The 22,687-nt window shown below is 72.1% G+C and carries 22 protein-coding genes and 1 tRNA gene; 7 read left to right on the top strand and 16 right to left on the bottom strand.

Annotated elements, in window-relative coordinates; all coding sequences use genetic code 11:
- Nucleotides 1–112: 112 nt before the first annotated feature.
- From ACIBAD_RS23780 to ACIBAD_RS23720, 13 genes are all read right to left on the bottom strand, one after another.
- Nucleotides 113–1,279, bottom strand: a complete 1,167-nt coding sequence (locus ACIBAD_RS23780; protein ID WP_134073006.1) for a lipid-transfer protein — start codon at nucleotides 1,277–1,279, stop codon at nucleotides 113–115.
- Nucleotides 1,276–1,671: a MaoC/PaaZ C-terminal domain-containing protein gene (locus tag ACIBAD_RS23775; RefSeq protein WP_398908274.1), complete on the bottom strand. Its 396-nt coding sequence runs from the start codon at nucleotides 1,669–1,671 to the stop codon at nucleotides 1,276–1,278. Before ACIBAD_RS23775 ends, ACIBAD_RS23780 begins: the two co-directional genes overlap by 4 nt.
- Complete coding sequence (locus ACIBAD_RS23770) at nucleotides 1,668–2,717, bottom strand: acyl-CoA dehydrogenase family protein (protein ID WP_398908273.1); 1,050 nt, start codon at nucleotides 2,715–2,717, stop codon at nucleotides 1,668–1,670. The genes ACIBAD_RS23775 and ACIBAD_RS23770 overlap by 4 nt, the downstream gene beginning before the upstream one ends.
- Entirely contained in the window at nucleotides 2,717–3,682 is a 966-nt protein-coding gene (locus ACIBAD_RS23765) for a bifunctional MaoC family dehydratase N-terminal/OB-fold nucleic acid binding domain-containing protein (RefSeq protein WP_134073000.1), read from the bottom strand. The genes ACIBAD_RS23770 and ACIBAD_RS23765 overlap by 1 nt, the downstream gene beginning before the upstream one ends.
- On the bottom strand, nucleotides 3,679–4,830 hold the full coding sequence (locus tag ACIBAD_RS23760; RefSeq protein ID WP_134072998.1) for an acyl-CoA dehydrogenase family protein: 1,152 nt from the start codon (nucleotides 4,828–4,830) through the stop codon (nucleotides 3,679–3,681). The genes ACIBAD_RS23765 and ACIBAD_RS23760 overlap by 4 nt, the downstream gene beginning before the upstream one ends.
- Before the next feature lie 184 nt (nucleotides 4,831–5,014).
- On the bottom strand, nucleotides 5,015–5,320 hold the full coding sequence (locus tag ACIBAD_RS23755; RefSeq protein ID WP_134072996.1) for a hypothetical protein: 306 nt from the start codon (nucleotides 5,318–5,320) through the stop codon (nucleotides 5,015–5,017).
- Nucleotides 5,321–5,847: 527 nt separating this feature from the next.
- Nucleotides 5,848–6,198, bottom strand: coding sequence for a DUF6344 domain-containing protein (locus ACIBAD_RS23750; RefSeq protein ID WP_134072994.1), 351 nt, complete (start codon nucleotides 6,196–6,198; stop codon nucleotides 5,848–5,850).
- Between the two features lie 318 nt (nucleotides 6,199–6,516).
- Nucleotides 6,517–6,601, bottom strand: a tRNA-Ser gene (locus tag ACIBAD_RS23745).
- A gap of 39 nt (nucleotides 6,602–6,640) precedes the next feature.
- Nucleotides 6,641–7,600, bottom strand: coding sequence for a trypsin-like serine peptidase (locus ACIBAD_RS23740; protein WP_398908272.1), 960 nt, complete (start codon nucleotides 7,598–7,600; stop codon nucleotides 6,641–6,643).
- A gap of 190 nt (nucleotides 7,601–7,790) precedes the next feature.
- On the bottom strand, nucleotides 7,791–8,849 hold the full coding sequence (locus tag ACIBAD_RS23735) for a YeiH family protein (protein ID WP_398908271.1): 1,059 nt from the start codon (nucleotides 8,847–8,849) through the stop codon (nucleotides 7,791–7,793).
- On the bottom strand, nucleotides 8,849–9,403 hold the full coding sequence (locus ACIBAD_RS23730; RefSeq protein ID WP_134072988.1) for a cysteine dioxygenase family protein: 555 nt from the start codon (nucleotides 9,401–9,403) through the stop codon (nucleotides 8,849–8,851). The genes ACIBAD_RS23735 and ACIBAD_RS23730 overlap by 1 nt, the downstream gene beginning before the upstream one ends.
- Nucleotides 9,404–9,502: 99 nt before the next feature.
- A complete protein-coding gene (locus tag ACIBAD_RS23725) occupies nucleotides 9,503–10,408 on the bottom strand; it encodes a LysR substrate-binding domain-containing protein (protein WP_398908270.1) in 906 nt (301 codons plus the stop codon).
- A gap of 114 nt (nucleotides 10,409–10,522) precedes the next feature.
- Nucleotides 10,523–12,022, bottom strand: coding sequence for a S1C family serine protease (locus tag ACIBAD_RS23720; protein ID WP_398908268.1), 1,500 nt, complete (start codon nucleotides 12,020–12,022; stop codon nucleotides 10,523–10,525).
- Nucleotides 12,023–12,246: 224 nt separating this feature from the next.
- On the opposite strand from ACIBAD_RS23720, the gene ACIBAD_RS23715 reads away from it, so the two are divergent.
- The 3 genes from ACIBAD_RS23715 to ACIBAD_RS23705 all read left to right on the top strand — a co-directional run bounded on the left by ACIBAD_RS23715 (nucleotide 12,247) and on the right by ACIBAD_RS23705 (nucleotide 14,934).
- Nucleotides 12,247–13,044 carry a glycerophosphodiester phosphodiesterase gene (locus ACIBAD_RS23715; RefSeq protein WP_134072982.1) on the top strand — a complete coding sequence of 266 codons (798 nt, stop codon included), beginning with the start codon at nucleotides 12,247–12,249 and terminating at the stop codon, nucleotides 13,042–13,044.
- A gap of 85 nt (nucleotides 13,045–13,129) precedes the next feature.
- On the top strand, nucleotides 13,130–13,732 hold the full coding sequence (locus tag ACIBAD_RS23710; RefSeq protein WP_134072980.1) for an ATP-binding protein: 603 nt from the start codon (nucleotides 13,130–13,132) through the stop codon (nucleotides 13,730–13,732).
- A 227-nt stretch (nucleotides 13,733–13,959) separates the two neighbouring features.
- Complete coding sequence (locus tag ACIBAD_RS23705) at nucleotides 13,960–14,934, top strand: DUF5926 family protein (RefSeq protein ID WP_030153314.1); 975 nt, start codon at nucleotides 13,960–13,962, stop codon at nucleotides 14,932–14,934.
- A 181-nt stretch (nucleotides 14,935–15,115) separates the two neighbouring features.
- Here ACIBAD_RS23705 and ACIBAD_RS23700 read toward each other — a convergent pair whose 3' ends face one another.
- Both ACIBAD_RS23700 and ACIBAD_RS23695 read right to left on the bottom strand, forming a co-directional pair.
- Nucleotides 15,116–15,748, bottom strand: coding sequence for a hypothetical protein (locus tag ACIBAD_RS23700; RefSeq protein ID WP_134072978.1), 633 nt, complete (start codon nucleotides 15,746–15,748; stop codon nucleotides 15,116–15,118).
- 113 nt (nucleotides 15,749–15,861) lie between these two features.
- Complete coding sequence (locus tag ACIBAD_RS23695) at nucleotides 15,862–16,563, bottom strand: bifunctional DNA primase/polymerase (protein ID WP_134072976.1); 702 nt, start codon at nucleotides 16,561–16,563, stop codon at nucleotides 15,862–15,864.
- Between the two features lie 408 nt (nucleotides 16,564–16,971).
- On the opposite strand from ACIBAD_RS23695, the gene ACIBAD_RS23690 reads away from it, so the two are divergent.
- The gene (locus ACIBAD_RS23690; RefSeq protein WP_398908267.1) at nucleotides 16,972–18,609 is read left to right on the top strand and encodes a PP2C family protein-serine/threonine phosphatase; all 1,638 of its coding nucleotides are present in this window, start codon (nucleotides 16,972–16,974) and stop codon (nucleotides 18,607–18,609) included.
- Nucleotides 18,610–18,713: 104 nt separating this feature from the next.
- Nucleotides 18,714–20,180 carry an aminopeptidase P family protein gene (locus ACIBAD_RS23685; RefSeq protein WP_134072974.1) on the top strand — a complete coding sequence of 489 codons (1,467 nt, stop codon included), beginning with the start codon at nucleotides 18,714–18,716 and terminating at the stop codon, nucleotides 20,178–20,180.
- A gap of 144 nt (nucleotides 20,181–20,324) precedes the next feature.
- On the opposite strand, the gene ACIBAD_RS23680 is transcribed toward ACIBAD_RS23685, so the two are convergent.
- A complete protein-coding gene (locus ACIBAD_RS23680) occupies nucleotides 20,325–20,816 on the bottom strand; it encodes an ATP-binding protein (RefSeq protein ID WP_134072972.1) in 492 nt (163 codons plus the stop codon).
- Nucleotides 20,817–21,036: 220 nt separating this feature from the next.
- Between ACIBAD_RS23680 and ACIBAD_RS23675 the strand changes: the two genes are divergently transcribed.
- Together ACIBAD_RS23675 and ACIBAD_RS23670 are read left to right on the top strand one after the other, a co-directional pair.
- Nucleotides 21,037–21,861, top strand: a complete 825-nt coding sequence (locus ACIBAD_RS23675) for a hypothetical protein (protein ID WP_398908266.1) — start codon at nucleotides 21,037–21,039, stop codon at nucleotides 21,859–21,861.
- 107 nt (nucleotides 21,862–21,968) lie between these two features.
- Nucleotides 21,969–22,676, top strand: a complete 708-nt coding sequence (locus ACIBAD_RS23670; RefSeq protein WP_398908265.1) for a YcnI family protein — start codon at nucleotides 21,969–21,971, stop codon at nucleotides 22,674–22,676.
- Nucleotides 22,677–22,687: the final 11 nt, after the last annotated feature.

The following is a 22,687-nucleotide window of genomic DNA, read 5'->3' as shown; positions in this document are numbered from 1 at the left end:
ATCCACCTCAGGTTGTACGGGTGGGGCCTGCCCCACCTCCTGAAGGTGGAGGAGGGGCAGGCCGCGGGTCCCGGCCCGGGGGCCGGCCGGGGACCGGGGCGCGGCTCCGGGCTCAGCCGTCGGCGCCGAGGATCAGTCCGGACGTCGGTACCCCGGTCCCGGCCGTGACCAGCGCACGGGCGGCGCCCGCCACCTGGTTCACGGAGGTGCCGCGCAGCTGGCGGACCGCCTCGGCGATGCCGTTCATGCCGTGCAGGTACGCCTCCCCGAGCTGGCCGCCGTGGGTGTTGAGCGGCAGCGCGGCCGCAGCCACGAAGTCGGCGGCCTCGCCGGGCTTGCAGAAGCCGAACTCCTCAAGCTGCATCAGGACGAACGGGGTGAAGTGGTCGTAGAGGATGCCTACGTCGATGTCCGAGGGCCGCAGCCCGCTGGTCCGCCACAGCTGCCGGGCGACCACGTCCATCTCCGGCAGCCCGGTGAGGTCATCGCGGTAGAAGGAGGTCATGCCCTCTTGGCGGCGGCCGGCGCCCTGCGCGGCCGCGGTGATCACGGCGGGCGCGTGGCGCAGGTCCCGGGCGCGCTCGGTGCTGGTGACGATCAGCGCCTGACCGCCGTCCGTCTCCTGGCAGCAGTCCAGCAGCCGCAGCGGTTCGACGATCCAGCGCGATGCGGCGTGGTCGGCGAGGGTGATGGGCTTGCCGTGGAAGTACGCGGCGGGGTTGTTCGCCGCGTACCGGCGGTCGGTGACCGCGACGTGGCCGAAGGCCTCGGGGGTCAGGTTGTAGGTGTGCAGATAGCGCTGGGCGGTCATGGCCACCCACGAGGCCGGGGTCAGCAGCCCCCAGGGCAGCGACCAGCCGAGCGCCGCACCCTCCGCCGAGGGCTCGCGCTGCTGCACGCCGGAACCGAAGCGGCGACCGGAGCGCTCGTTGAAGGCCCGGTAGCAGACCACGACCTCCGCGACCCCGGTGGCGACGGCCTGGGCGGCCTGCTGGACCGTGGCGCAGGCCGCGCCGCCGCCGTAGTGGATCCGTGAGAAGAAGGAGAGGTCCCCGATGCCGGCGGCCTGGGCCACGGTGATCTCGGGGCTGGTGTCCATGGTGAACGTGACCATGCCGTCGACGTCGGCGGGGGCCAGCCCGGCGTCGTCGAGGGCGGCGTGCACGGCTTCGACGGCGAGCCGCAGCTCGCTGCGGCCGGAGTCCTTGGAGAACTCGGTCGCCCCGATGCCGGCGATGGCGGCGCGCCCGCCGAGCGTGTCGCGGTGCCGGACGCTCATGCCGCCACCTCCGCGGTGACCGTGGCCGTGACCGTGCCGGTGACGTGGTGGCCGATACCATTGGCGCCGACGACCCGGATCTCCACCCGGTCCCCGTCGACGGCGACCACGGTGCCGGTCAGGACCATGGTGTCGCCCGGGTAGTTCGGGGCGCCGAGCCGGATCGCCACCTTGCGCAGGACGGCGCCCGGCCCGAGGCGGTCGGTGACGTACCGGCCGACCAGGCCGTTGGTCGTCAGGATGTTCATGAAGATGTCCGGGGAGCCCTTCTCGCGCGCGAGCGAGGCGTCGTGGTGGACGTCCTGGTAGTCGCGCGAGGCGATCGCGCCCGCGACGATCAGCGTGCGCGTCACCGGTATCTCCAGCGGCGCCAGTGTGTCGCCGACGTTCATGCGTCGTCCCCCTCGGGTGCTGCGTGGTCGGACAGGAGCGCGCCCAGCTCGGCCAGCAGCTCGCTGCCGCAGCCCAGGTACGCGTCCAGCTGGCGCCCCCAGAGGAAGTGCCGGTGGACGGGATGGTCCAGGTCTGCGCCCATCCCGCCGTGCAGGTGCTGGCCCGCGTGCACGACCCGCTTGCCCGCCTCCGAGGCCCACCAGGCCGCGGTCAGGGCGTGCTCGCGCGCCGGAAGTCCCTCGTCGATCCGCCAGGCGGCCTCGTACGCGGTGACCCGGATGGCCTCGGTGTCCATGTACGCGTCGGCCGCGCGCAGCATGACCCCCTGGTTCGTGGAGAGCGGCCGGCCGAACTGCTCGCGGGTGGAGGTGTACTCGACCGCACGGGCCAGGGAGCCCGCGCAGACCCCCGCCTGAAGCCCGGCGAAGGCGGTGCGGGCGGTGGCGAGTACCTCTTCGTAGGACCGGCCGTCGCCGAGCCGTTCGGCCTCGGTCCCGGCCAGGGTCAGCCGCCCCGCCGACCAGGGGGCGGTGGTCTCGACCTCGGGCGTCCCGACGCCGGGTGCGTCCGTCCGTACGAGCCACAGGGCCCGGTCGGCGTCCGGGACCAGCACGTGGGTGGCGTCGCGCAGCCAGGGCACGACGGGCGCGGTCCCGGTCAGCCGGCCGTCCGGCGAGGCGGTGATGCGGCCACGGGCCGGGAAGGCACCGGTGGCGACCGCCTCGCCCGAGCCCAGGGCGGGCAGCAGCCGTGCGCGCTGCTCCTCGCTGCCGTGCGCGGCGACCGGCAGGATTCCGTACGCGCAGGTGGCGGCGTACGGGACCTGCGCGGTGGTGCGGCCCTGCTCCTCCAGCAGCAGCACCAGGCCGAGCAGGCCGACGTCTGCCACGGCGGCGGTCAGTCCGGCGGTGGTGAGGGCTTTCCACAGCTCGGCGTCGCTGCCGGTGCCGGCCGCGGCGAGGCGTTCGTGGGTGGCGAGGTCGCGGAAGATGCGGGCGGCGAGCCCGGCCGCCGCGGCCTGCTCCTCGGTGGGGTGGAAGTCCATCAGCCCTCGCTCCCCCGGAAGACCGGCAGTTCCAGGTCCTCGTCGACCCGCAGGAACTCCAGGTGCACGGGCATCCCGATGCGGACCTTGTCGTACGGGACGCCGGTGATGTTGCTGACCATCCGCACGCCTTCGGCGAGTTCGACGAGGGCGACCGCGTACGGCGGGTCGAAGGCGGGGAAGGGCGGGTGGTGCATGACGACGTAGCTGAACACCGTGCCGGCGCCGCAGGCCTCGACGGTGTCCCAGTCCAGGCTCGCGCAGCCGTTGCAGCCCGGCAGCCAGGGGAAACGGAGGGTCCCGCAGGCGGTGCAGCGCTGGATCAGCAGCTTGTGGTCCGCGACCCCGTCCCAGAAGCCCTGGTTGTCGCGGTTGACCACCGGGCGGGGGCGCCGGGCCGCGGGCTTCTTCTCGCGCGGGCCGGCGGGTGCGTACTTGAGGATCCGGAAGCGGTGGGTCCCGGCGAGTTCGCCGTCCGCGCGGACGTCCATGCGGGTGGTCACGAAGTGGCCGGTGCCCAGCTTGGTCGTCTTGCGCGGGGACACGGACTCGATGACGGCGTCGTAGGTGACCGTGTCGCCGGGGCGCAGCGGTCTCAGGTACTCCTGCTCGCAGTCGGTGGCCACGACGGCGGTGCAGCCCGCGAGGTCGAGCAGGGTGAGGAGCTCGTCGTAGGCGGTGGAGCGGTCGCCGTGCCCGGAGAGCCCGCCCATCGTCCAGGCCTGGAGCATGGTGGGCGGGGCGATGGCGTCCGGGCCGGTGTAAGCGGGGTCGGTATCGCCCATCGCCTCGCACCAGTGGCGGATCATCGGCTGGTTGACGGGGTCCTTGCCCCGGCCCGCGGTGGCGGCGGGCCGCCCTTCGAAGGACGTGAGCAGTGCGTGGAACCGGGCGGCCTCCTCCGGGCCCGCGCCCGCTCCCGCATCCGCTCCCGTGTCCGCTGCCTGCTCCGGCGTGGCGGTCATCGCTTCCTTCCCTTCATGCCGAGCCGCATCATGGCGACGATCTCCCGCTGGACCTCGCTGACCCCGCCGCCGAAGGTGTTGATCTGCGCGGCCCGGTTCATCCGCTCCAGCTCGCCGCCGGCGAAGGCCGCGGGCCCCCGTACGAGCGCCTCCTCGCCCACCACCTCCTGGCACATGCGGTACACCTCGACGGTGGACTCGGTGCCGAGGAACTTCACCCCGCTGGCGTCGCCGGGGGCCAGGGTGCCGGCGCCCACGTCCTGGACGAGACGCCAGTTGAGGAGGCGTACGGCCGCCAGCCGGGCGTGGGCCTCCGCGAGCCGGGACCGCACCCAGGGCCGGTCGGCGGGGCGCTCACCGGTGACCGGATCGGGGGTGCGGGCATGGCGCCGGGCGCTCGTGTAGAAGTCCTCGGCCTGCATGCCGATGGCGGCGAGGGCCACGCGCTCGTGGTTGAGCTGGTTGGTGATCAGCCCCCAGCCGCCGTGCTCGGGACCGACGAGGTTTTCGGCGGGCACGCGGAGCCCGTCGTAGTACGTCGACGTGGTCGTGAGGCCTCCGACCGTCTCGATCGGGGTCCACCCGAAGCCGGGGGCCTCGGTGGGGACCAGGATGATCGAGATGCCCTTGTGCTTGGGGGCGTCGGGATCGGTGCGGCAGGCGAGCCAGATCCAATCGGCGTTCTGGGCGTTGGAGGTGAAGATCTTCTGCCCGTCGACGACCCAGTCGGCTCCGTCGCGTACGGCGCGGGTGCGCAGGGAGGCCAGGTCGGTGCCCGCCTCGGGCTCCGAGTAGCCGATGGCGAAGACGGTCTCGCCGCTGAGGATCCGGGGAAGGAAGTAGTCCTTCTGCTCCGGGGTCCCGTACTTCATCAGGGTCGGGCCGACGGTGTTGAGCGTGACCATGGAGACGGGGGCGCCGGCCCGGTAGGCCTCGTCGAAGAACACGAACTGCTCGTCGGGGCCGCGTCCTTGGCCGCCGTACTCGACCGGCCAGCCCAGGCCGAGCAGTCCGTCGTCGCCGATGCGGCGCAGCAGTGCGCGCTGGGCGGCGGGCTCCTCGGGGGGCCCGTCCGGCAGCAGATCGTGGAAGTACTCCCGCAGTTCGGCGCGCAGCCGCAACTGGCCTTCGGTCGGGGCGAGGTGCACGGCGCTGGCCTCCCGGCATCACATCATCGAGTAAACCTGACTGTCCGTCAGATTCACTGTGGATGTCAAGGTCGGGAGAGCCCGGGAGGGGCGGCGCACGAACGCGCGAGGGCGCCTGTGCCACCGGACCCCAGCGGGTCCGGTGGCACAGGCGCCCTCAAGACTCAGAGGACTCGGGGAGCACCTACCACCAGGGGTGGAAGTTGGCTGCGAGGTTGCCCTGCTGGATCGCCGTAAAGGAGGAGCCGTTGACCTGCGCGGTGTTGTTCTGGTTGGACGCACCGGAGCCTGTGGCCACCTGCTGGGAAGTCGACGAATTGCCGCTGTTGTTCCCGCCGACACCGCTGCCGATGACGCTGGCGACGCTCGCATTCGATCCGTCGTTCGCGAAGGAGCCGTTGTCGGCCGAGGCCACACCGCCGAAGAGGGAGACGGCGAGGGGGAGAGCGGCGACGGCGGCGAAGACGCGGGCGGTACGGATGCTTGCCATGTCTGAATCCTCCAGAAAAGCGAGTGGGGCTTGCTCCAAGGCAGTTGGCCGACCGCCTCGGTCGTTGCGTGGTGACGACGTCGCGAGACCAGAGTTGCCCACCGAATCCCCGGCGAACCAGCCCGGAGTCCACGATTCCCCCGCAAGCATGAGCAACATCGGATAAACCTCATTCGCATCCCAAAGCCGCTGGTCAGCGAGGCGGAGGCCGCCGAAACCCCGGCCGGATCTGAGCTGAAACGTTTCCTCAAACTCTTGTGCGCCGAACATGCCGAAAAGGGCCGCTCCGTCCGGGAACCCCACCGTCTCCCGGGCCTGCGGCCCTGCAATGCCAGGCTTCACGCCCCCTGCGCGCCCCCGGTGCCCGCCGGGGTCATGCCACCGCGCCCCCGCTCCGGGGCACATCGCCGGCGCGATCCGCGGCCGCGACCTGCCGACCGGGCTCCAGCGCCTGCTGCTGCCGTTAACGCTCTCTCCTGCTTCCTGCCTGTTGCCTACCGCGCGAAGCGCGCGACGCCGTACGGGCCCTACGCGACCAGGTCGAGCCCTTCGCGACCGACTCCGGCGGTGCTTCCGGCCAGGGACGCGGCGGCGGTGGTCGAGCGGCGGACCGACGGGGCCTTGCCGTGCGCCTCGGCGCGGATCCGCTGCTTGATGGTGGGCGGGAGAGATCCGCCCCGCATCATCGCCCGCCAGCTCCGCCGGCCCATCGGCCGGGCCGTCCGGCGTACGGCGGCGGCCCCGCGGCGGGAAGGAGCGGAGGCGGTGGAGGCGGCGGCCGGCGCGGCCTTGGAGCCGAACCCGAGGGAGGCGAGGAGCGCGACGACGACGGCGACGACTGCGGTCCAGATCGACGTGACGGTGATGCGGTGAGCCATGACGAGGTCCTTCGTTTCGCGATGTTCCGACGGGCGGATCTGCATACATTCGTCATGATGTGGTCGCAACCGCAGCGTCCCCACCACCCGCGCCGATCTTCGGACAAACACCACTCAAAGGGCCTAGCGGCATCCAATGCCGGCTGCCGCACGGCCGGCTTCGTACTCCCCGGCGAGACCCTCTTCGCGTACCCGCCGGGCCGGTGGCACACGGGCAAGGACCGGCGGGCGGTGCCGTCAGGTGAAACAGGCCGAATGACGAAGGGGCGCCCCTGATGAGGGGCGCCCCTTCCGGCCCGCGGCTACGCCGGCCTGGTGCGGTGGGTGTGGGATTTGAACCCACGGTGACTCGCGCCACGACGGTTTTCAAGACCGTTCCCTTAGGCCGCTCGGGCAACCCACCTGGCCGGTACAGAGTACCGGCAGGCGGGGGGCGGCTGGGTCAGGAATTCTGGGCCTTGTCGTAGGCCGCCTTCGCCTCGTTGCCGAAGTACGGGCCGAACATCCGGTTCGGCAGGAACGTGTAGCCGAAGCTGTTCACCGAGACCTGGGTGCCGAGGCCCGTGGCCTCGTTGAAGTCCTGGAACCAGGGGCCGCCGCTGGAGCCGCCGGTCATGTTGCAGCCCAGGCCGTGGTCCTTGGTCAGCAGGAAGTCCTTGCTGGTGTTCCCGCTGCAGTAGACCAGCTTGGTGCCGTCGTAGGGCGCGGCCGCGGGGAACCCGAAGGAGTACATCTTCTTGTTGTAGCCGCCGTTGAACAGGATTCCCTGGGCGCCGACGACCTGGCTGAGCTTCTGGCCGCTCAGCGGGGCCACGACGGCGAGGCCGACGTCCATGTTCATGTCCTCGCTGGCGGCCCACTGGTCCGTCGCGAAGGTCTTGGTGGCCGACCACTGCCCGTAGGGTGCGTTCCCGTTGTCGTACGCGGGTACGAAGATCCAGTTGGTGTGCCAGGCGCCCTGGTACTTCACGCAGTGCCCGGCGGTGATGACGGTGCTGCCGTTGGCGCTGGTGATCGAGTCGCCGGAGCAGGACGCCGTGCGGTCGCCGAAGGTGAAGAAGACCCGGCCCGAGGTCTTGACCACCGCCCCGCCGCCGGTCCACGCGCCGCCCGCCTGCGGGAACGATGTCGGTGAGGCCGACGCGGCGGAGGCCGCCGTCGGGGCGACCGCCGTGGGCCGGGCGGCGGCCGCGACCGGCGCCCGCCCGGTTCCCGGCGCCGCCGTCACGTCCAGCGGAGTCGCGCCGCGCATCCGCTCGGCGGTCCAGAAACCCTGGGTGTGCTGCTGCTTGAACGAGGCCGGGGAGTCGGCTGCGGCCGAGGGGGCGGCCGCAGTCAGCGCGCCCGCGATCAGGGCGCCCGCCGCCATGAGGACCGATGCTGCCGTGCGATGACGATTCACGCAGGACTCCTTCTGCCGTGCCCGGTCCCGTCGGAGCGGGCAGGGTGGGGGTGAAGAGCTGTCGGTGCGGATCGGCCGCAGGGTCGCACGTGCGGCCCGAGAAGTCAGGAGACGGTCGGAACGTTCGGTCGGTTCCGGCCAGGAATTGGCCAACTCCCTTCGATGGACCGCGGGAGCCCGCCCGCTGACGTCATACCGTCAGCAGCACGCCCGCGTACGAGACCCCGGCCACCACCAGCCAGGCCCCGAGCCCCAGCACCGCGGCCCGGCCGCCGGTCCGGGCCAGCCGGGGAAGGTCCACCGCGCTGCCCAGCCCGAACAGGGCTGCCGCCAAGAGCAGTTCCTGCGCCGTGTGTGCCCAGTCGAGTGCCGCCTCGGGCAGCACCCCGGTGGCGCGCAGCGCGGCCGCGGCTAGGAACCCGGCCACGAACAGCGGGACCGGCGCCGGGCGGCGCCCCGAGGGCATGCGCACACCCTGCCGCCGTGCCCGTACGGAGAAGGCCACCGCGGCCACCAGCGGAGCCAGCAGGGCCACCCGCATCAGCTTGACCAGGACGGCCTCGCCGAGAGCACCCGGGCCCGCGGTCTGGGCGGTGGCCACCACCTGACCGACATCGTGGACGCTCGCGCCGACCCAGCGCCCGAAGGCCGGGTCCGAGAGCCCCAACGGGCCCTGGAGGAGCGGGAGGACCGCGATGGCCAGTGTCCCGCAGAGGGTCACCAGTGCCACGGAGGCGGCCACGTCCTCCTCGTCGCTGCCCGATACCTGGCTCACCGCTCCGATGGCCGAGGCCCCGCAGATCGAGTACCCGGTGGCGATCAGCAGCGGCTGGTCGCCCGGGAGCCCGAGCCGGCGGCCGAGCCAGAGGGTGCCGAAGAAGGTGGCGGCGACCACCGCGGCCACCATCGCCACCGTGGCCCAGCCCAGCCGGAGCACCTGGTCCAGACCCAGGCCGAGGCCCAGCAGGACGATGCCGATCCGCATCAGCCGCCGGCCGGCCAGCGAGAGGCCCGGGCGCGCTGCCCCCCGTACGACTTCCCGTGTGCCCGGGAGATGGGCCACCGCGATGCCGAGCACCACCGACGCGGTCAGCATGGGTACCGCGGGCACCAGCCGGTGCACGGACCACGCCACCAGTACTCCGGCGGCCGCCATCCCCAACCCCGGCCAGGACGAGGACGTTTCACGTGAAACAGGCCCGGCGCCCTCGGTATCCGCCCCGCGTACAGGGCGGTTCAGCAGCGCCATCAGCCTGTGGGAAGCGTGTAGACGCGGCGGACGCTGCTGCCCAGGCGGATGACGTCCGCTCCGTAGACGTGCAGGGATATCGCCGTGGTGCGACAGGAGTTGTAGACCTTGTGGATATCGCCGGGCGGGGCGAATCCACAGACGTCACCCGGCCCGTTGACCACGTGCTCGGTCGCCACCAACCGGGCGCAGCTGTCTCCCGTCGCGGGGGCCAGCCGGTAGCGGAGCTCGCTCTCCTGACCCTCGTGCACCCCCGCCACGCACCAGGAGACGTGGTCGTGGATGGCGGTCTCCTGGCCGGGCATCCACACCAGCGCGACCACCGAGAAGCTGCCGTCCGACTCGGCGTGCAGGACGTGCTGCCGGTACCGGTCGGGGTCACCCTCGCGCTGCTCCGGCGTGAGCAGATCCGGCGTGCCCAGGTGCGGGGCGACGCGCTCGCCGACGAGGTAGGCGGTCAGGTCCGGGGCCAGCCCCCGGTCCACGACCGTACGGATCTCACGGACGAGGGCGGCCATCCTCGCGGTCGTACGGGCCGGCGTAGTGGTGGTCATATGGGCAGCGTCGAACAGCCGACCCATCACGTCCAACGACAGTTCTCACCTGAAATCCCAAGCACTGCTTATGAATTCGGGGAACAAACGGCCCGGCGGTCAGCAGCCGACGCGGTTCGAAGCCACCTGCTTGAGCGTATTGAGGACCACGGAGGTCGCCGGGACGCGCAGATGGTCTCGGTAGACGTACGCGGCGATGTGCCGGCGGGCGGCGGGCTGGAGCGGCCGCCCGCACACCTTGTTCAGGGAGAGGGAGGGAAGCACGAGCGCGGGCATCATCGCCACGCCGAGCCCTTGTCCGACCATGCTCTGCACGACCAGGTTGTCGTCCGTGGCGAACCGGATGTCGGGCACGAAGCCCAGCTCGGCGCACTCGTGCAGCAGGTTCGCCCGGCAGCGAGGGCAGCCGGCGATCCAGCGCTCCTCCGCGAGGTCGGCCAGGTGCACGGCCCGCCGCCGGGCCAGCGGGTGCCCGGTGGGGAGCAGCACGGTGAGCTGGTCCTCCAGGAGCCGGACCTCGGCGACCTCCTCCGGGACCTCCTCGTGGAGCCCGGGATAGGTGAAGGCCAGGGTGATGTCGCACTCCCCGCGCTCCAGCCGGCGCAGCGACTCCGGGGGCTCCCCCTCCAACAGCTCGACCTGGATGCCCGGGTGGTCCTTGGCCAGGTCACTCAGGGCCTCGGGGACCAGGGTCACGTTGGCGCTGGGGAACCCGCAGAGCCGGACCCGCCCGGTGCGCAGGCGTGCGTACGCCTTGAGCTGCGCCTCGGCGGCCGAGAGACTGCCGAGGATGGACTCGGCGTGCCGGGCCATGGACTCGCCGGCCTCGGTGAGCTGCATCTTGCGGCCGACCCGGGTGAAGAGCGGCGTGCCGACGGCGCGTTCGAGCGCCTTCATCTGCTGGGTGATCGCGGGCTGGGTGTACCCCAGGGCACGGGCGGCCGCCGAGTACGACCCGGAGGCGACCACCTCGTGGAAAGTGCGTATGTGCCGCGAATCGAACACAAGGGAAGCATAAGCGGACGTTGGGAGGGGCCGTAGGCGTAATCGCGCCCACGGCCCCTCCCATCAAGCCAGCGGTCCCGGTCCCTCGCGTGCCGGGGCGGCCGTCGGCCGTCGCTACTTGTCGCCGACCCGCGAGCCGAGGGTGATGTCGACGGTGTTCGGCTTGCCGTCGCGCAGGTAGGTCAGCTTCACCACGTCGCCCGGCTTGTGCGTCCAGATCTCGCTGATGAGGGTCGGGCCGCTGTCGATCGGCTTGTCGCCGAAGCGGGTGATGACGTCGCCGGGCTTGAGGCCCGCCTTGCCTGCCGGACCGTTGGGGTCGACCAGGTCGTTGGCGGGAGCGCCCTGGTCGGAGATCTTGGCGCCGTCGGTCTTGGACTGGAGGTCCACGGAGACCGAGATGATCGGGTAGACCGGCTTGCCGGTCTTGATCAGCGACTCGGCGACGTTCTTGGCCTGGTTGATCGGGATGGCGAAACCGAGGCCGATGGAACCGGCCTGGCCACCGCCGAAGCCGCCGTTGCCGGCCGACTGGATGGCGGAGTTGATGCCGATGACCGCCCCTCGCCCGTCGAGCAGCGGGCCGCCGGAGTTGCCGGGGTTGATCGAGGCGTCCGTCTGGAGCGCACTCATGTACGAGTTCTTGCCGCCGGAGCCGTCGCCGGAGGCCACCGGGCGGTTCTTGGCGCTGACGATGCCGGTGGTGACCGTGTTGGACAGGCCGAAGGGGGCGCCGATCGCGATGGTCGAGTCGCCGACCGCGACCTTGTCGGAGTCGCCGAGCGGCAGCGGCTTCAGGCCGGACGGCGGGTTCTTGAGCTTGAGCACGGCCACGTCGTAGCCCTGGGCCCGCCCGATGACCTCGGCCTCGTACTTCTTGCCGTCGGAGAAGGTCGCGGACAGCTTGCCGCCGTTCGCGGCGGAGGCCACCACGTGGTTGTTGGTGAGGATGTGGCCCTGCTGGTCGTAGACGAAGCCGGTGCCGGTGCCGCCCTCGCCGTCGCCGGCCGAGGCCTCGATGGTGACGACGCTGGGCAGCGCGCCGGCGGCCAGGCCGGCGATCGAACCGGACTCCCGCTTGAGGTCCTTGGGGGTGTTGGCCGCGGCGACCGTGGTCGAGCCGACGCCGTTATCGCTGCGCTCGGCGGCCCAGAAGCCGATGCCTCCGCCGACGCCGCCCGCCAGGAGGGCTGCGACGAGCACGGCGGCGATCATGCCGCCCTTGCCCTTCGGCTTGGCGGGCGGGTAGCCGTCGGCGGTCGGGGGCGCGCCCCAGCCGCCGCCGTGGCCGCCGGCCGAGCCGTACGCCGGGACCGCGGGCGGCGGGGGCGGCCAGCCCGCGGCGCCGTGAGCTGCCGGGGCCTGCGGCGCAGGCTCCTGGGCGTAGGCCGGGGCCGGTGCGGGGGCCGGGGTGGGCGGGATCTGCTGGGTCGGCTCCGTGCCGGGCGCGGGCGTCGGCGGGAGCTGCTGGGTGACCGGCTCCGGCGCCGGGGTCACGGGGACCTCCGCGGCCGGTGCGGGTGCAGGCGCCTCGGGGGCAGGAGCGGCCACCGGGGGTGCGGACGCGGCCGCGGGGGGTGTCGGGGCCGCGGTGCCCTCGTTCTCGGTGCTCACAGCGCTCTTCTCCTCGTCACACACGGCTTCAGAAAAACTGGCGATTCGGCCCGACTGAACGTTCGACGTGCCGCACAAGTTCCTGGGAAAAGCCTTCCCCATGACCCGTCAGAGCACTGTAAGCCGGACCTGTGCGTCTTCCCCATTCTTTATATCGGGCATTCCGGGCGCATCCGCACGGCGGAGCCCGACATCCGGGGGCCGCTCGGTGGCACCATGACCCGGTGACCCACGCACTGCCGCCCATCCAGGTCGTCGCCCACCGCGGCGCCTCGGAGGATGCCCCCGAGCACACCCTGGCCGCCTACCGCAAGGCCATCGAGTACGGCGCCGACGCCCTCGAATGCGATGTCCGGCTCACCGCCGACGGCCATCTGGTGCTGGTCCACGACCGCCGGGTCAACCGCACCTCCAACGGCCGCGGCGCCGTCTCCGCCCTCGAACTGGCCGACCTCGCCGCGCTCGACTTCGGCTCCTGGAAGGACCGCGAGGAGTCCCCGGACTGGGACGCCGACCCCGAGCGCACCTCCGTGCTCACGCTGGAGCGGCTGCTGGAGCTGGTCTCGGACGCCGGCCGGCCGGTACAGCTCGCCATCGAGACGAAGCATCCGACCCGCTGGGCCGGACAGGTGGAGGAGCGCCTCCTCTTCCTCCTCAAGCGCTTCGGGCTGGACGCGCCGCCCGCCGAGGGTCCGCACCCGGTCCGCGTCATGAGCTTCTCCGCGCGCTCCCTGCACCGGGTGCGGGCCTCCGCGCCGACGATTCCGACCGTGTACCTGATGCAGTTCATCTCGCCCCGGATGCGCGACGGGCGACTGCCGGCCGGGGTGCGGATCGCGGGACCCGGGATGCGCATCGTGCGCAACCACCCGGGGTTCATCCGCAAGCTCCAGAGCGCGGGCCACTCCGTGCACGTATGGACCGTGAACGCACCTGAAGACGTTCAGCTCTGCGCTGATCTGGGTGTGGAAGCAATCATCACGAACAGACCACGACAAGTTCTGTCACAGCTCGGGCGCTGACGTCCCCATTTGCCCACCCGTCCCGCACGCCACGGATGTAACAGGGTGTGCACCGGCGCATCCGCTCCGCAATCGCTCGACATGAATGCGTCGGGGGCCTCCGCGTGATCGGTTTCCGGTCCAGGCCATTGGGGCATCCAGACCATGGCGTGGGGCTAAGGAGGTTCCGGGGGTGGCGTTGGTGATGGCACAGGAGGTGCCCACGTCTTCGCGCATGGACGTATGCCATGGTCCTGCGGGCGTGGGCGAGGCGAGGCGCCGCATGCGCGAACAATTGCGTATGAGCGGGCTGTCCGAATCGGTCGTGGACGACGCCGTACTGATCCTTTCCGAACTGCTCAGCAACGCCTGCCGGCACGGCAGACCGCTGGGCGCCGGAGAGGTCGGCGACGGGGAGATACGCGCCGCGTGGCGCATCGACAAGGCGGGGCGGCTGACGGTCGAGGTCACGGACGGGGGCGGTCCCACCCGCCCGGTTCCGGCCACGCCCTCGGTCACCGCGCGCGGCGGCCGGGGGCTGAACATCATCAGCGCCCTCGCCCAGGACTGGGGTGTCCGGGACGGAGCGGCAGGCGAGGTCACCGTATGGGTGACGGTTGCGTGCGGGGCCCGGCACGAGGATTTCGCTACGCGCGTTGCGCCCCCGGCGATCGACTTCAGCACGGCCTTCGACGACCTTCATCCGTGACCGGATCCCCGACCGGGATCCCCGATCCACGACCCGATCACGACCCCGATGACGAACCGGATCCCTGACCCGGATCCCCGACGGCAACACCAGCCATCCGAACAAGCGGCCGCCGGGAGCGCACGCCGACCGTGCTCCCGGCCGCACCCTCCCTGTTGCGGCGGCACGAACGGCTAGGCTCGCGCCCAGACACAACGCCGTACCGCCGCAACCGGGAGACACCCACGATGGCCAAGAAGCGCCCCGCAGCGAAGACTGCAAAGCCGCAGCTCAAGAACGGGGAGATCCCGGTGGTGGGCGCACGCGAGCCCTGCCCCTGCGGATCCGGGCGCCGTTACAAGGCCTGCCACGGCGCAGCCGCCGCACACGCCGTCACCGAGCACGTGGCGCGCCCCTTCGAGGGCCTGCCCGGCGAGTGCGACTGGGTGGCGCTGCGCGAGCTCGTACCCGCGGCGACCATCCCGCTCACGCTCAAGGGCGGACTGCCCGAGGGCGTACCGTCCGTCACGCTGGTGACCGTACTGCCGATGGCCTGGCCGGCGCTGCGCCGCGAGGACGGGTCCGTCCTGCTCGGCCTCCAGAACGACTCGACCACCGGGGACCTCGCCCGCGACATGGCCGACACGCTGGAGCGCGCGCTCGTCGCGGAACCGGGCACCCCGGTCGCGGCCCGCCGCGTTCCCGCCGAGGGTCCGCGACTTCAGGATCTCCTGGACACGGACGGCGTTTTCGAGCCGGTTGTGCACAGCGGGTTCGAATTCTGGATTCCGGATGCGGAGAGCGCCCAGAACGCCTCCCCGGAGATCGCCGCCTCCCTTGAGCGCGCCAACGCCGCCGCCATCCCCACCGTCAAGCTGGCCGGTGTGGACGCGGCCTACTGGTGCGAGACCCCGGACAAGAACCACCTGCGCTGGGTCATGCCGCACCCCGAGGAGAAGCTGCTCGACGCCCTCGCGCGGCTGCACGCCGCGGGCACCTCCTCGCTCGGCGAAGGCACCCGACTGGTCGGTTCGTTCCGGGCGCACGGCCTGATGGTCCCCGTCTGGGACCTGCCCACCGGAGTCACCGCCGACGACGTGGAGAAGCCCGCTGCGGAGTTCGCGGAGCGGCTGGCCACGGCCCTGGCCGCGGACGCCCCGCTGACCGCGGAGGAGCGCCGGGCGCGCGGCGGACTGACCAACCGCCAGGTCACGCTCAGCTGACCGCCGAGCACCCGCAGGACCGGTGACTGGGGTCACAACTCCCGCTAATCGCCTGCAAATCGGTGTCTGAATATCAGAGATCGAATTTGCGAACAGGCGATCTCTTGTTACCGTTCTTGTAGCCCGGTCGCTGGTGCATCCCCCGTCGCCAGCGACCGGGCCCTTACATTTTCGCCGCCGCTCAACCGTCGGCCGGTGCCGGTGAGTTGCTCCCGGACCTCAGCAGCAGCTGCCCTTCATCATCCGGAACTGCAAACTCCGCAACTGCCGAGTAGGCGTCCGGCGCCCCCGCCGAGTGCTCACGCGGCGTCTCGCACAGCCCCGGCTCGTCGGCTGCCCCCACCGCGCAGCGGATCTGCACCGTGTGCCCCGCCGGCCCCATCACCGTCAGAACGGCGTCCAGTGCGCGCCCGCTGGTGTTGCGGTAGTAGCTGCGCCCCCAGGTCCGGCCCTCGCCCGCCAGGATGCAGGTCTGCGCCTCCAGGCCCTGCGGGGAGGAGAGTTCGGGGCCGCACCGGGAATCCGTACGGGGCTGCTCGGACGGGCCCGGCTGCGGCGGCCGCGCATGCGGCTGCCCCGGATGCCCCCGCTGCGGCTCCCCGGCCCGTGGTGGATCGGCCTGCCGCGCGGATCCGGCGGCGGGTGTCGACGTACGCGATCCGCCCTGCGGACCGGCCAGTCCGAGCGAGGAGAGCAGCCCGCCGCCTTTTCCGTCGTCCTGACCGGCGAAATCCGGTCCGGCGATCGCTCCTGCCAGCGGGAGCGACAAGATGATCAGCACACCGGCGCTGATACCGATCAAGCGGAGATTCATTCGGCGAAGATAGCGATCCGGGAATGGGGCACGGAGATCCCCGCGCCCAATTCCCTTGGAAACTCGTCGCGCTGGCACCCGTACGAGTGATCGGCGAGCGCTGGAGCACCGGATCAGTACGCGAGCCGGCTGCCGCCGCCCGAGGCTCCGCTGCTCGCCTCGACCAGCGCGTGCACGACGGCCTCGACCTCCGGCAGCCACAGGCCGCCGGTGTCCGCGGGGTCGCGCTCCCACCGCACCTGCCCGCCGCCGGAGGCGGGGGAGGGCGGGAGCAGCAGGTAGCCGCCCTCGCCGTGGAAGCGCAGCGCCGAGGGCACGTGGTCCTTGGCGTACAGGAGTTCGCCGAGCCGCTCCAGCGAGTAGGGCGCGACCAGCAGCGCCCAACGGGTGGGCGTGGCCACGATCGGACCGAGCCGCATGCCCTGCGCGTCCAGCCGTACGACGGCACGCGCGGCCGCGTTGGCCGGCAGGCTCACGGCACAGGGCGCGGATCCGCCGGTGGCCAGCAGCACGGGAGCGGTCGGCCGGTTGGTCCACCACCAGGCCACCATCCGGGGGTCGGTGGTGGCCGCGAGCAGCCCGGGGTCGAAGGGGTGCGCGCCGGGGACGACGCAGTCGGGGTCGGGGCAGGCGCACCGGTTGCTGTCGGCGCCGGAACGGCCGACGCCGGGCAGCACCGGCCACTGCCAGGCGGTGGCGCAGGTGAGCGCCGCGTCGAGGAGGAGGGCCGGATCACCGCTCTGCCCGGGGGCGGGGCGGAGGGTTTTCAAGCGATTGCGGAGCCGCTGGAGACGCCTTCCGAGGATCTCGCGCATGAGCGCTCGTTCCTTTCCGTTGAACGCCGAGGGCCACATCACACCATGTAACCGGTGTTTCACCACACGTACACGTTTCGCGTCACTGTCCGCCTTGAAGCAGGTTCACACGGTTCGTGCAGTTTTCTTACGGGTCCATGAAACGTCTGGCGGGGGCGGAACGCGACCCGCGCCGATGCCGAGACCGGCTGCCGCCGCTAAGGACGACGGACCGCGCCGGGCGGTTCCCGGCGACCGCCGGGCTGCGCCAACTCTCCCCGGGCACCACCGATTAGGTACCCGGAGCCACTGCGGCGCCTGACCAGTCGATCGCAAAAACCGTCCGCTTCCAGCTTTTTCCAGCCAAGTTCTAGCCTTGGCTGGACAGTGAGTTGCCGTCCCACGGACACCAGGATTCCCACCTGGGCAATGCTGGACATCGATCCTCGTGTGCGTGTAGATGTGGATTCATTGATGGCGGCGCAGCACGATCTGGGGGTTTGCGATGCTATATGGCGAATCGCACCAGGTGGAAAGGCGGACGCCATGAGCGCCCCGCATCTGCCGAAAGTGGCTGGAATCGATTCAGCAGTTACCGCAGTCCCGCAGACTGCGGCGCCCACGCCCGCCCGAACCGCCCCCGCTCCGGCTGCGGCAGCGGTCCCCGGACCGAGCACCGTGATCCAGGACCGGCTGGCGGGGATGGTCTCCGACCTGACCACCCTCCACGAGCTCACCGAACGCCTCGCCCGCGCCTGTGATCTCGACTCCTCCCTCCAGGAGTTCCTGCGCGCCGGAGCCGTCCTCGTCGGCGCCCGCCGCGGCCTGATCGTCATGGAGCCCTCCGACGGCCTCGGCCCGACGACCACCATCGGCCTCGGTCTCGGCCGCGCGGACCTCGGGCACATCGAGACCATCCCGCGCGCCGCGACCTCGTACGGCCGGATCCTCGACGGACTCCCCGACGCCCGGGGCGGCTCCGAGGTACTGCCCGAACCCGAACCCGACGCCGCCCCCGGCTCGGGCGGGTACGGCACCCCGATCGACCCCCGCCACCGCGAGGTCGCAGCCAGGCTCGGCTACGCCGCGAGCTACGCGCTGCCGCTGGCCGCCGAGGCCACCGGCCGGCTCGGCGCGGCCGTCTGGCTCTACGACGAGCAGGCCGAGCCGAGCGAACGCCAGCGCGATCTCGCGGGGCTCTACGTCCGGCACGCCTCCGAGCACCTGGCCCGGATGGTGGAGGTGGAACGCTCCCGCAGCCGCCTGGCCACGGTCGCCGAGGAGCTGCTGCCCAGCCGGCTCCCCCGGATCCCCGGGGTCCAGCTCGCCGCCCGCCACCACACCGGACCGCGCGGCGGCGGCGACTGGTACGACGCGCTGCCGCTGCCGGAGGGCGCCCTGGGGCTGGCCGTCGGCTCCGTCACGGGCGCGGGCCCCAGCGCCGTCGCCGCGATGGGAAGGCTGCGGGCCTCGCTGCGCGCGTACGCCGTCATGGAGGGGGAGGACCCCGTGGCGGTCCTGTCCGACCTGGAGCTGCTGCTGCGCCTGACCGAGCCCGCGCGCTGCGCGACGGCGCTCTTCGCCTACTGCGAGCCCGCCGGGTCCCCGGACGGCCAGGGAAGGAAGATCGTCCTGGCCGGGGCCGGACACACCCCGCCGCTGCTCATCGGCGAGCACCGCACGGAGTACGTGGAGACCACGCTCTCCGCGCCGCTCGGGATGCTGTCGTGCTGGGAGGCGCCGAGCGTGGAGATCGAACCCGCACCTGGAGAAACGGTGCTGCTGTACACCGACGGGCTGCTGCGGCGGACCGGCGACCCCATGGACCGGGCCTACGCACGGCTGCACGCCGCCGCCGCGGGGGTCCCGCGGGGCATCCGGGACGACCCGGCGGCCCTCTGCGACCACATCTTGCGGGCGGTGCTGCCCGCCGACGACCCCGCGGTCGCGCCGGTCGGCCCGGTCCCCGCCCCGGCGGCTTCCGCCGCCTCCGCCACCACCGCCGCGATGGCCGCCACGGGGGACGGGGTGGAGGACATCGTTCTACTCGCTGCCCGTTTTGACTGATTCATCACACCCGCCGCCGGGCGTCTTCCCCTCGCACATACGATGGATGCGGTCCTACCCGGTCCTGTAGTAGCTGTCGTACGTGTCGTAGCTGAGGAGAAGACGTGGCTGACGAGCTCACCCCGGAGACCCCGGAAGAAGAGCAGCCCCAGAAGAAGCACAAGCAGCGCAAGAACGGGCTGTACCCGGGCGTCAGCGACGAACTCGCGGAGAACATGCGCACGGGCTGGGCCGACACCGAGCTGCACGGGCTGGAGCCGATCGCCCAGGCCGCGCACACCGCCGCCCGCCGCGCCGCCCTGTCCGCGCGCTTCCCCGGCGAGCGCCTGGTCGTGCCCGCGGGCCGCCTCAAGACGCGCTCGAACGACACCGAGTACCCCTTCCGCGCCTCGACCGAGTACGCGTACCTGACCGGCGACCAGACCGAGAACGGCGTGCTGGTCCTGGAGCCCTCGGGCGAGACCGGCCACACCGCCACCGTCTACCTGCTGCCCCGCTCCGACCGCGAGAACGGCGAGTTCTGGCTGTCCGGCCAGGGCGAGCTGTGGGTCGGCCGCCGCCACTCCCTCGCCGAGGCCGAGCAGCTGCTGGGCATCCCGGCCAAGGACGTGCGCAAGCTCGCCGACGAACTGGCCGAGGCCGAGGGCCCGGTCCGGAACGTCCGCGGCCACGACTCCCTCATCGAGACCGCCCTGACCGACAAGGTCACCAAGGAGCGCGACGAGGAGCTGCGCGTCTACCTCTCCGAGGCCCGCGCCGTGAAGGACGAGTTCGAGATCGGCGAGCTCCAGAAGGCCGTCGACTCCACCGTCCGCGGCTTCGAGGACGTCGTGAAGGTCTTGGACAAGGCCGAGGCCACGTCCGAGCGCTACATCGAGGGCACCTTCTTCCTGCGCGCCCGCGTCGAGGGCAACGACGTCGGCTACGGCTCGATCTGCGCCGCCGGCCCCCACGCCTGCACCCTGCACTGGGTCCGCAACGACGGCGACGTCCGCTCGGGCGACCTGCTGCTGCTCGACGCCGGCGTGGAGACCCACTCCCTCTACACCGCCGACGTCACGCGCACGCTGCCGATCAACGGCACGTACACCGACATCCAGCGCAAGATCTACGACGCGGTCTATGCGTCCCAGGAAGCCGGCATCGCCGCCGTCAAGCCGGGTGCCAAGTTCCGCGACTTCCACGACGCCTCGCAGCACGTGCTCGCCGAGAAGCTCGTGGAGTGGGGCCTGCTGGAGGGCCCGGTCGAGCGCGTCCTGGAGCTCGGCCTGCAGCGCCGCTGGACCCTGCACGGCACCGGCCACATGCTCGGCATGGACGTCCACGACTGCGCCGCCGCGCGCACCGAGGCGTACGTGGACGGCACGCTGGAGCCGGGCATGTGCCTCACCGTCGAGCCCGGCCTCTACTTCCAGGCCGACGACCTGACCGTGCCCGAGGAGTACCGGGGCATCGGCGTCCGGATCGAGGACGACATCCTGGTCACCGAGGACGGCAACCGGAACCTGTCGGCCGGGCTGCCCCGTGCGTCGGCCGATGTCGAGGCCTGGATGGCGCGTCTCAAGGGCTGACGCCTGCCGGTCCTGCGGCCGGGACCCGACCGGCTTCCGGCCGGTTCTGCGACCGGCTCTGCGGCCGGTCCTGGGTTCGCCTCCGATGGGCGGGATCTCGTACGCGAGTCCCGTCCATCGGCGTATCCGGGAGCCCTTCCGCCGCTACGACACCTTCAGCAGCGCTCCCTCACGCCACTTCAGGATCTTGTCGAAGCTGACCACCGCGCCCTGGCCCGGCCGGTTGCGGAATCTGACGTGGTCGGCGAGCTCCGCGATCAGCCACAGGCCCCGGCCGTGCTCGTTATCCGACCGTGCGGAGGGGCCGGCCGGCGGGGGTCTGCGCCCCGAGACCGTCGCCGCAGGAAAACCGGGGCCCGAATCGGTCACCTCGATGCGGCAGCAGTCCCCGTCCAGGTACGCCGTGACGCGGTACGCCGCGCACGCCTCCGGGACGGATTCCACGCCGGCACCGGCTTCGGCCGCCGGACCGCCGTGCTCCACCGCGTTCGCGCATGCCTCGCTCAGTGCCACCGAGAGATCGAAGGAGATGTCCGGGTCCACCCCCGCGGTCTCCATCGTCCCCAGCAGCAACCGCCTGGCGAGCGGCACGCTCGCGGCTTCGCGCCTCAAGTGGAGAGACCACCAGATGCTCATACGGTTACGTATTGCCGCCCACGGCGGGGCGTAAGCCCCCGGCGGCCGCCGCAACCCTCATTCGGCCGATGCGGCACTCCGAAGCAGCCGTGTATGCGGCGGCGTACGAGCCTCCGCCCCCGGCGGGGACACCGGAGGTGAAGCCCGCGTACAGGGGCACTCACGACCTTCCGGACCTGCCGTATGGACGGTGTGAGGGCAGTGCGATGATGGCCCGGCCATGACTGTCCCCCACGCGACGCCCGCCGGAGCCGGACTCCGGCTGATCCGGGCCGCGGTGTTCACCGCGGTCTGCGTCGTGCTGTCCGCGGCCGGGCACGCCCTGGCGTCCTGTGCCGCGGTGCCCTGGTGGGCCCTCGTCATCGCCTTCCTCGGCGTGTTCGCGGTCGCCGCCCCGCTGGCGGGCCGCCGGCGCTCGCTGCCCGGCATCGCCGCCGGGCTCGCCTTCGGACAGCTCGGCCTGCACACGGTGTTCGGCCTCGGCCAGCACAGCGCCGCCGCGGCCCAGGCACCCGTCCCCGCGGACACCTCGCTCGCGGAACTCGCCGCCCGGCTGGTCTGCGGGGGCAACTCCGTCCCCCTCAGCCCGGCCGACGCCCGGCAGATCCTGGAGACCGCCGGACTGGATCCGGCCGCCATGGCCGCCCAGGCCGCGGCGCAGGGAGCGGCACCGGTCCATGCCGGCCACGCGCACCTCGCACAGGCCGCCGCGGCGCCCGCCACCGGCCTGTTCAGCACCGGCATGCTCATCGGGCACCTGCTGGCCGCGCTGGCCGCGGGCTGGCTGCTGGGGCGCGGCGACGCCGCCCTGTTCCGGCTCGTGGAACTGTCCCGCAGCTCCGCCGAAGCCGATCCGGTACGTCCGCTGCGCGCCGCGCTGGCCTTCGTACGGGCCCTCGGCGCCGGGCTCGCGGGTACGCCCTCCGGCGGCCCGCGGGTCGTCCGTACCGCTGCCGAACCCGCCGCGCACACCGGCCGGGAGGCACTCCAGCACACGGTGATCAGGCGCGGGCCGCCCCGCACTGCGCTCGTCCTCGCAGCCTGACGCGGCACCCTCCCCGGAGCACCCGGCGGAAGCACCGGTGCCGCGAACTCCGTGCGCACCCGTGCGCGGAACCGCCGTCACCCCTGCCTCTGTGGAGTGTTTCTGCCATGAAGACCTCTCGCGTCTCCTTCGCCGCCGCCGTTGCCGCCGGCGCCGTCCTCGTCCTGTCCGGCACCGCCTTCGCGCACGTCAGCGTGCAGCCGATCGGCGAAGCCGCCAAGGGTGGTTACGCGACGCTCAACTTCAAGGTTCCCAACGAGCGCGACAACGCCTCGACCACGCAGCTGGAAGTCAACTTCCCCGTCGACCAGCCGCTGACGTCCGTCATGCCGCAGGAGATCCCCGGCTGGACCTCCGCCGTCGAGAAGACCAAGCTCGACAAGCCGCTGACCGTGCACGGCAAGCAGGTCAACGAGGTCGTCACCAAGGTGACCTGGAGCGGCGGCAAGATCGAGCCCGGCAAGTTCCAGCAGTTCCCGGTCTCCGTCGGCAAGCTGCCCGACAGCGCCGACCAGATGGTCTTCAAGGCGATCCAGACGTACGACAACAACGAGGTCGTCCGCTGGATCGAGGAGACCAAGGCGGGCGCGGCGGAGCCGCAGAACCCGGCTCCGGTCCTGAAGCTGACCGCAGCCAAGGCCGCCGACGACCACCACGACGACAAGAACGCCGCCGCGGCGAAGGACGACACGGGCCACGACGAGGCCGCCAAGAGCGCCTCCGACACGACCGCGCGCGCCCTCGGCATCGCGGGCATCGTCATCGGCCTCGGCGGTGTCGCCTTCGGTGTCGCCTCGCGCCGCCGCGCCTCCTGACCCGGCGCGGC

Source organism: Streptomyces sp. NPDC051109 (genome assembly GCF_044455885.1).
In the GTDB taxonomy this organism is placed as follows: domain Bacteria; phylum Actinomycetota; class Actinomycetes; order Streptomycetales; family Streptomycetaceae; genus Streptomyces.
The sequence above is the reverse complement of the archived record's forward strand: the minus strand, read 5'-3'. Positions and strand labels throughout refer to the sequence as shown.

Bases quoted from the DNA above. Each gene is read 5' to 3' on its own strand.
- ACIBAD_RS23705 (WP_030153314.1), top strand. From the start codon at position 13,960: ATGGCCAAGAAGCGCCCCGCAGCGAAGACTGCAAAGCCGCAGCTCAAG.
- ACIBAD_RS23670 (WP_398908265.1), top strand. From the start codon at position 21,969: ATGAAGACCTCTCGCGTCTCCTTCGCCGCCGCCGTTGCCGCCGGCGCC.
- ACIBAD_RS23710 (WP_134072980.1), top strand. From the start codon at position 13,130: ATGCGTCGGGGGCCTCCGCGTGATCGGTTTCCGGTCCAGGCCATTGGG.
- ACIBAD_RS23750 (WP_134072994.1), bottom strand. From the start codon at position 6,198: ATGGCTCACCGCATCACCGTCACGTCGATCTGGACCGCAGTCGTCGCC.
- ACIBAD_RS23690 (WP_398908267.1), top strand. From the start codon at position 16,972: ATGCTGGACATCGATCCTCGTGTGCGTGTAGATGTGGATTCATTGATG.
- ACIBAD_RS23780 (WP_134073006.1), bottom strand. From the start codon at position 1,279: ATGAGCGTCCGGCACCGCGACACGCTCGGCGGGCGCGCCGCCATCGCC.
- ACIBAD_RS23675 (WP_398908266.1), top strand. From the start codon at position 21,037: ATGACTGTCCCCCACGCGACGCCCGCCGGAGCCGGACTCCGGCTGATC.
- ACIBAD_RS23735 (WP_398908271.1), bottom strand. From the start codon at position 8,849: ATGGCGCTGCTGAACCGCCCTGTACGCGGGGCGGATACCGAGGGCGCC.
- ACIBAD_RS23770 (WP_398908273.1), bottom strand. From the start codon at position 2,717: ATGGACTTCCACCCCACCGAGGAGCAGGCCGCGGCGGCCGGGCTCGCC.
- ACIBAD_RS23680 (WP_134072972.1), bottom strand. From the start codon at position 20,816: ATGAGCATCTGGTGGTCTCTCCACTTGAGGCGCGAAGCCGCGAGCGTG.
- ACIBAD_RS23695 (WP_134072976.1), bottom strand. From the start codon at position 16,563: ATGCGCGAGATCCTCGGAAGGCGTCTCCAGCGGCTCCGCAATCGCTTG.
- ACIBAD_RS23730 (WP_134072988.1), bottom strand. From the start codon at position 9,403: ATGACCACCACTACGCCGGCCCGTACGACCGCGAGGATGGCCGCCCTC.
- ACIBAD_RS23765 (WP_134073000.1), bottom strand. From the start codon at position 3,682: ATGACCGCCACGCCGGAGCAGGCAGCGGACACGGGAGCGGATGCGGGA.
- ACIBAD_RS23700 (WP_134072978.1), bottom strand. From the start codon at position 15,748: ATGAATCTCCGCTTGATCGGTATCAGCGCCGGTGTGCTGATCATCTTG.
- ACIBAD_RS23755 (WP_134072996.1), bottom strand. From the start codon at position 5,320: ATGGCAAGCATCCGTACCGCCCGCGTCTTCGCCGCCGTCGCCGCTCTC.
- ACIBAD_RS23775 (WP_398908274.1), bottom strand. From the start codon at position 1,671: ATGAACGTCGGCGACACACTGGCGCCGCTGGAGATACCGGTGACGCGC.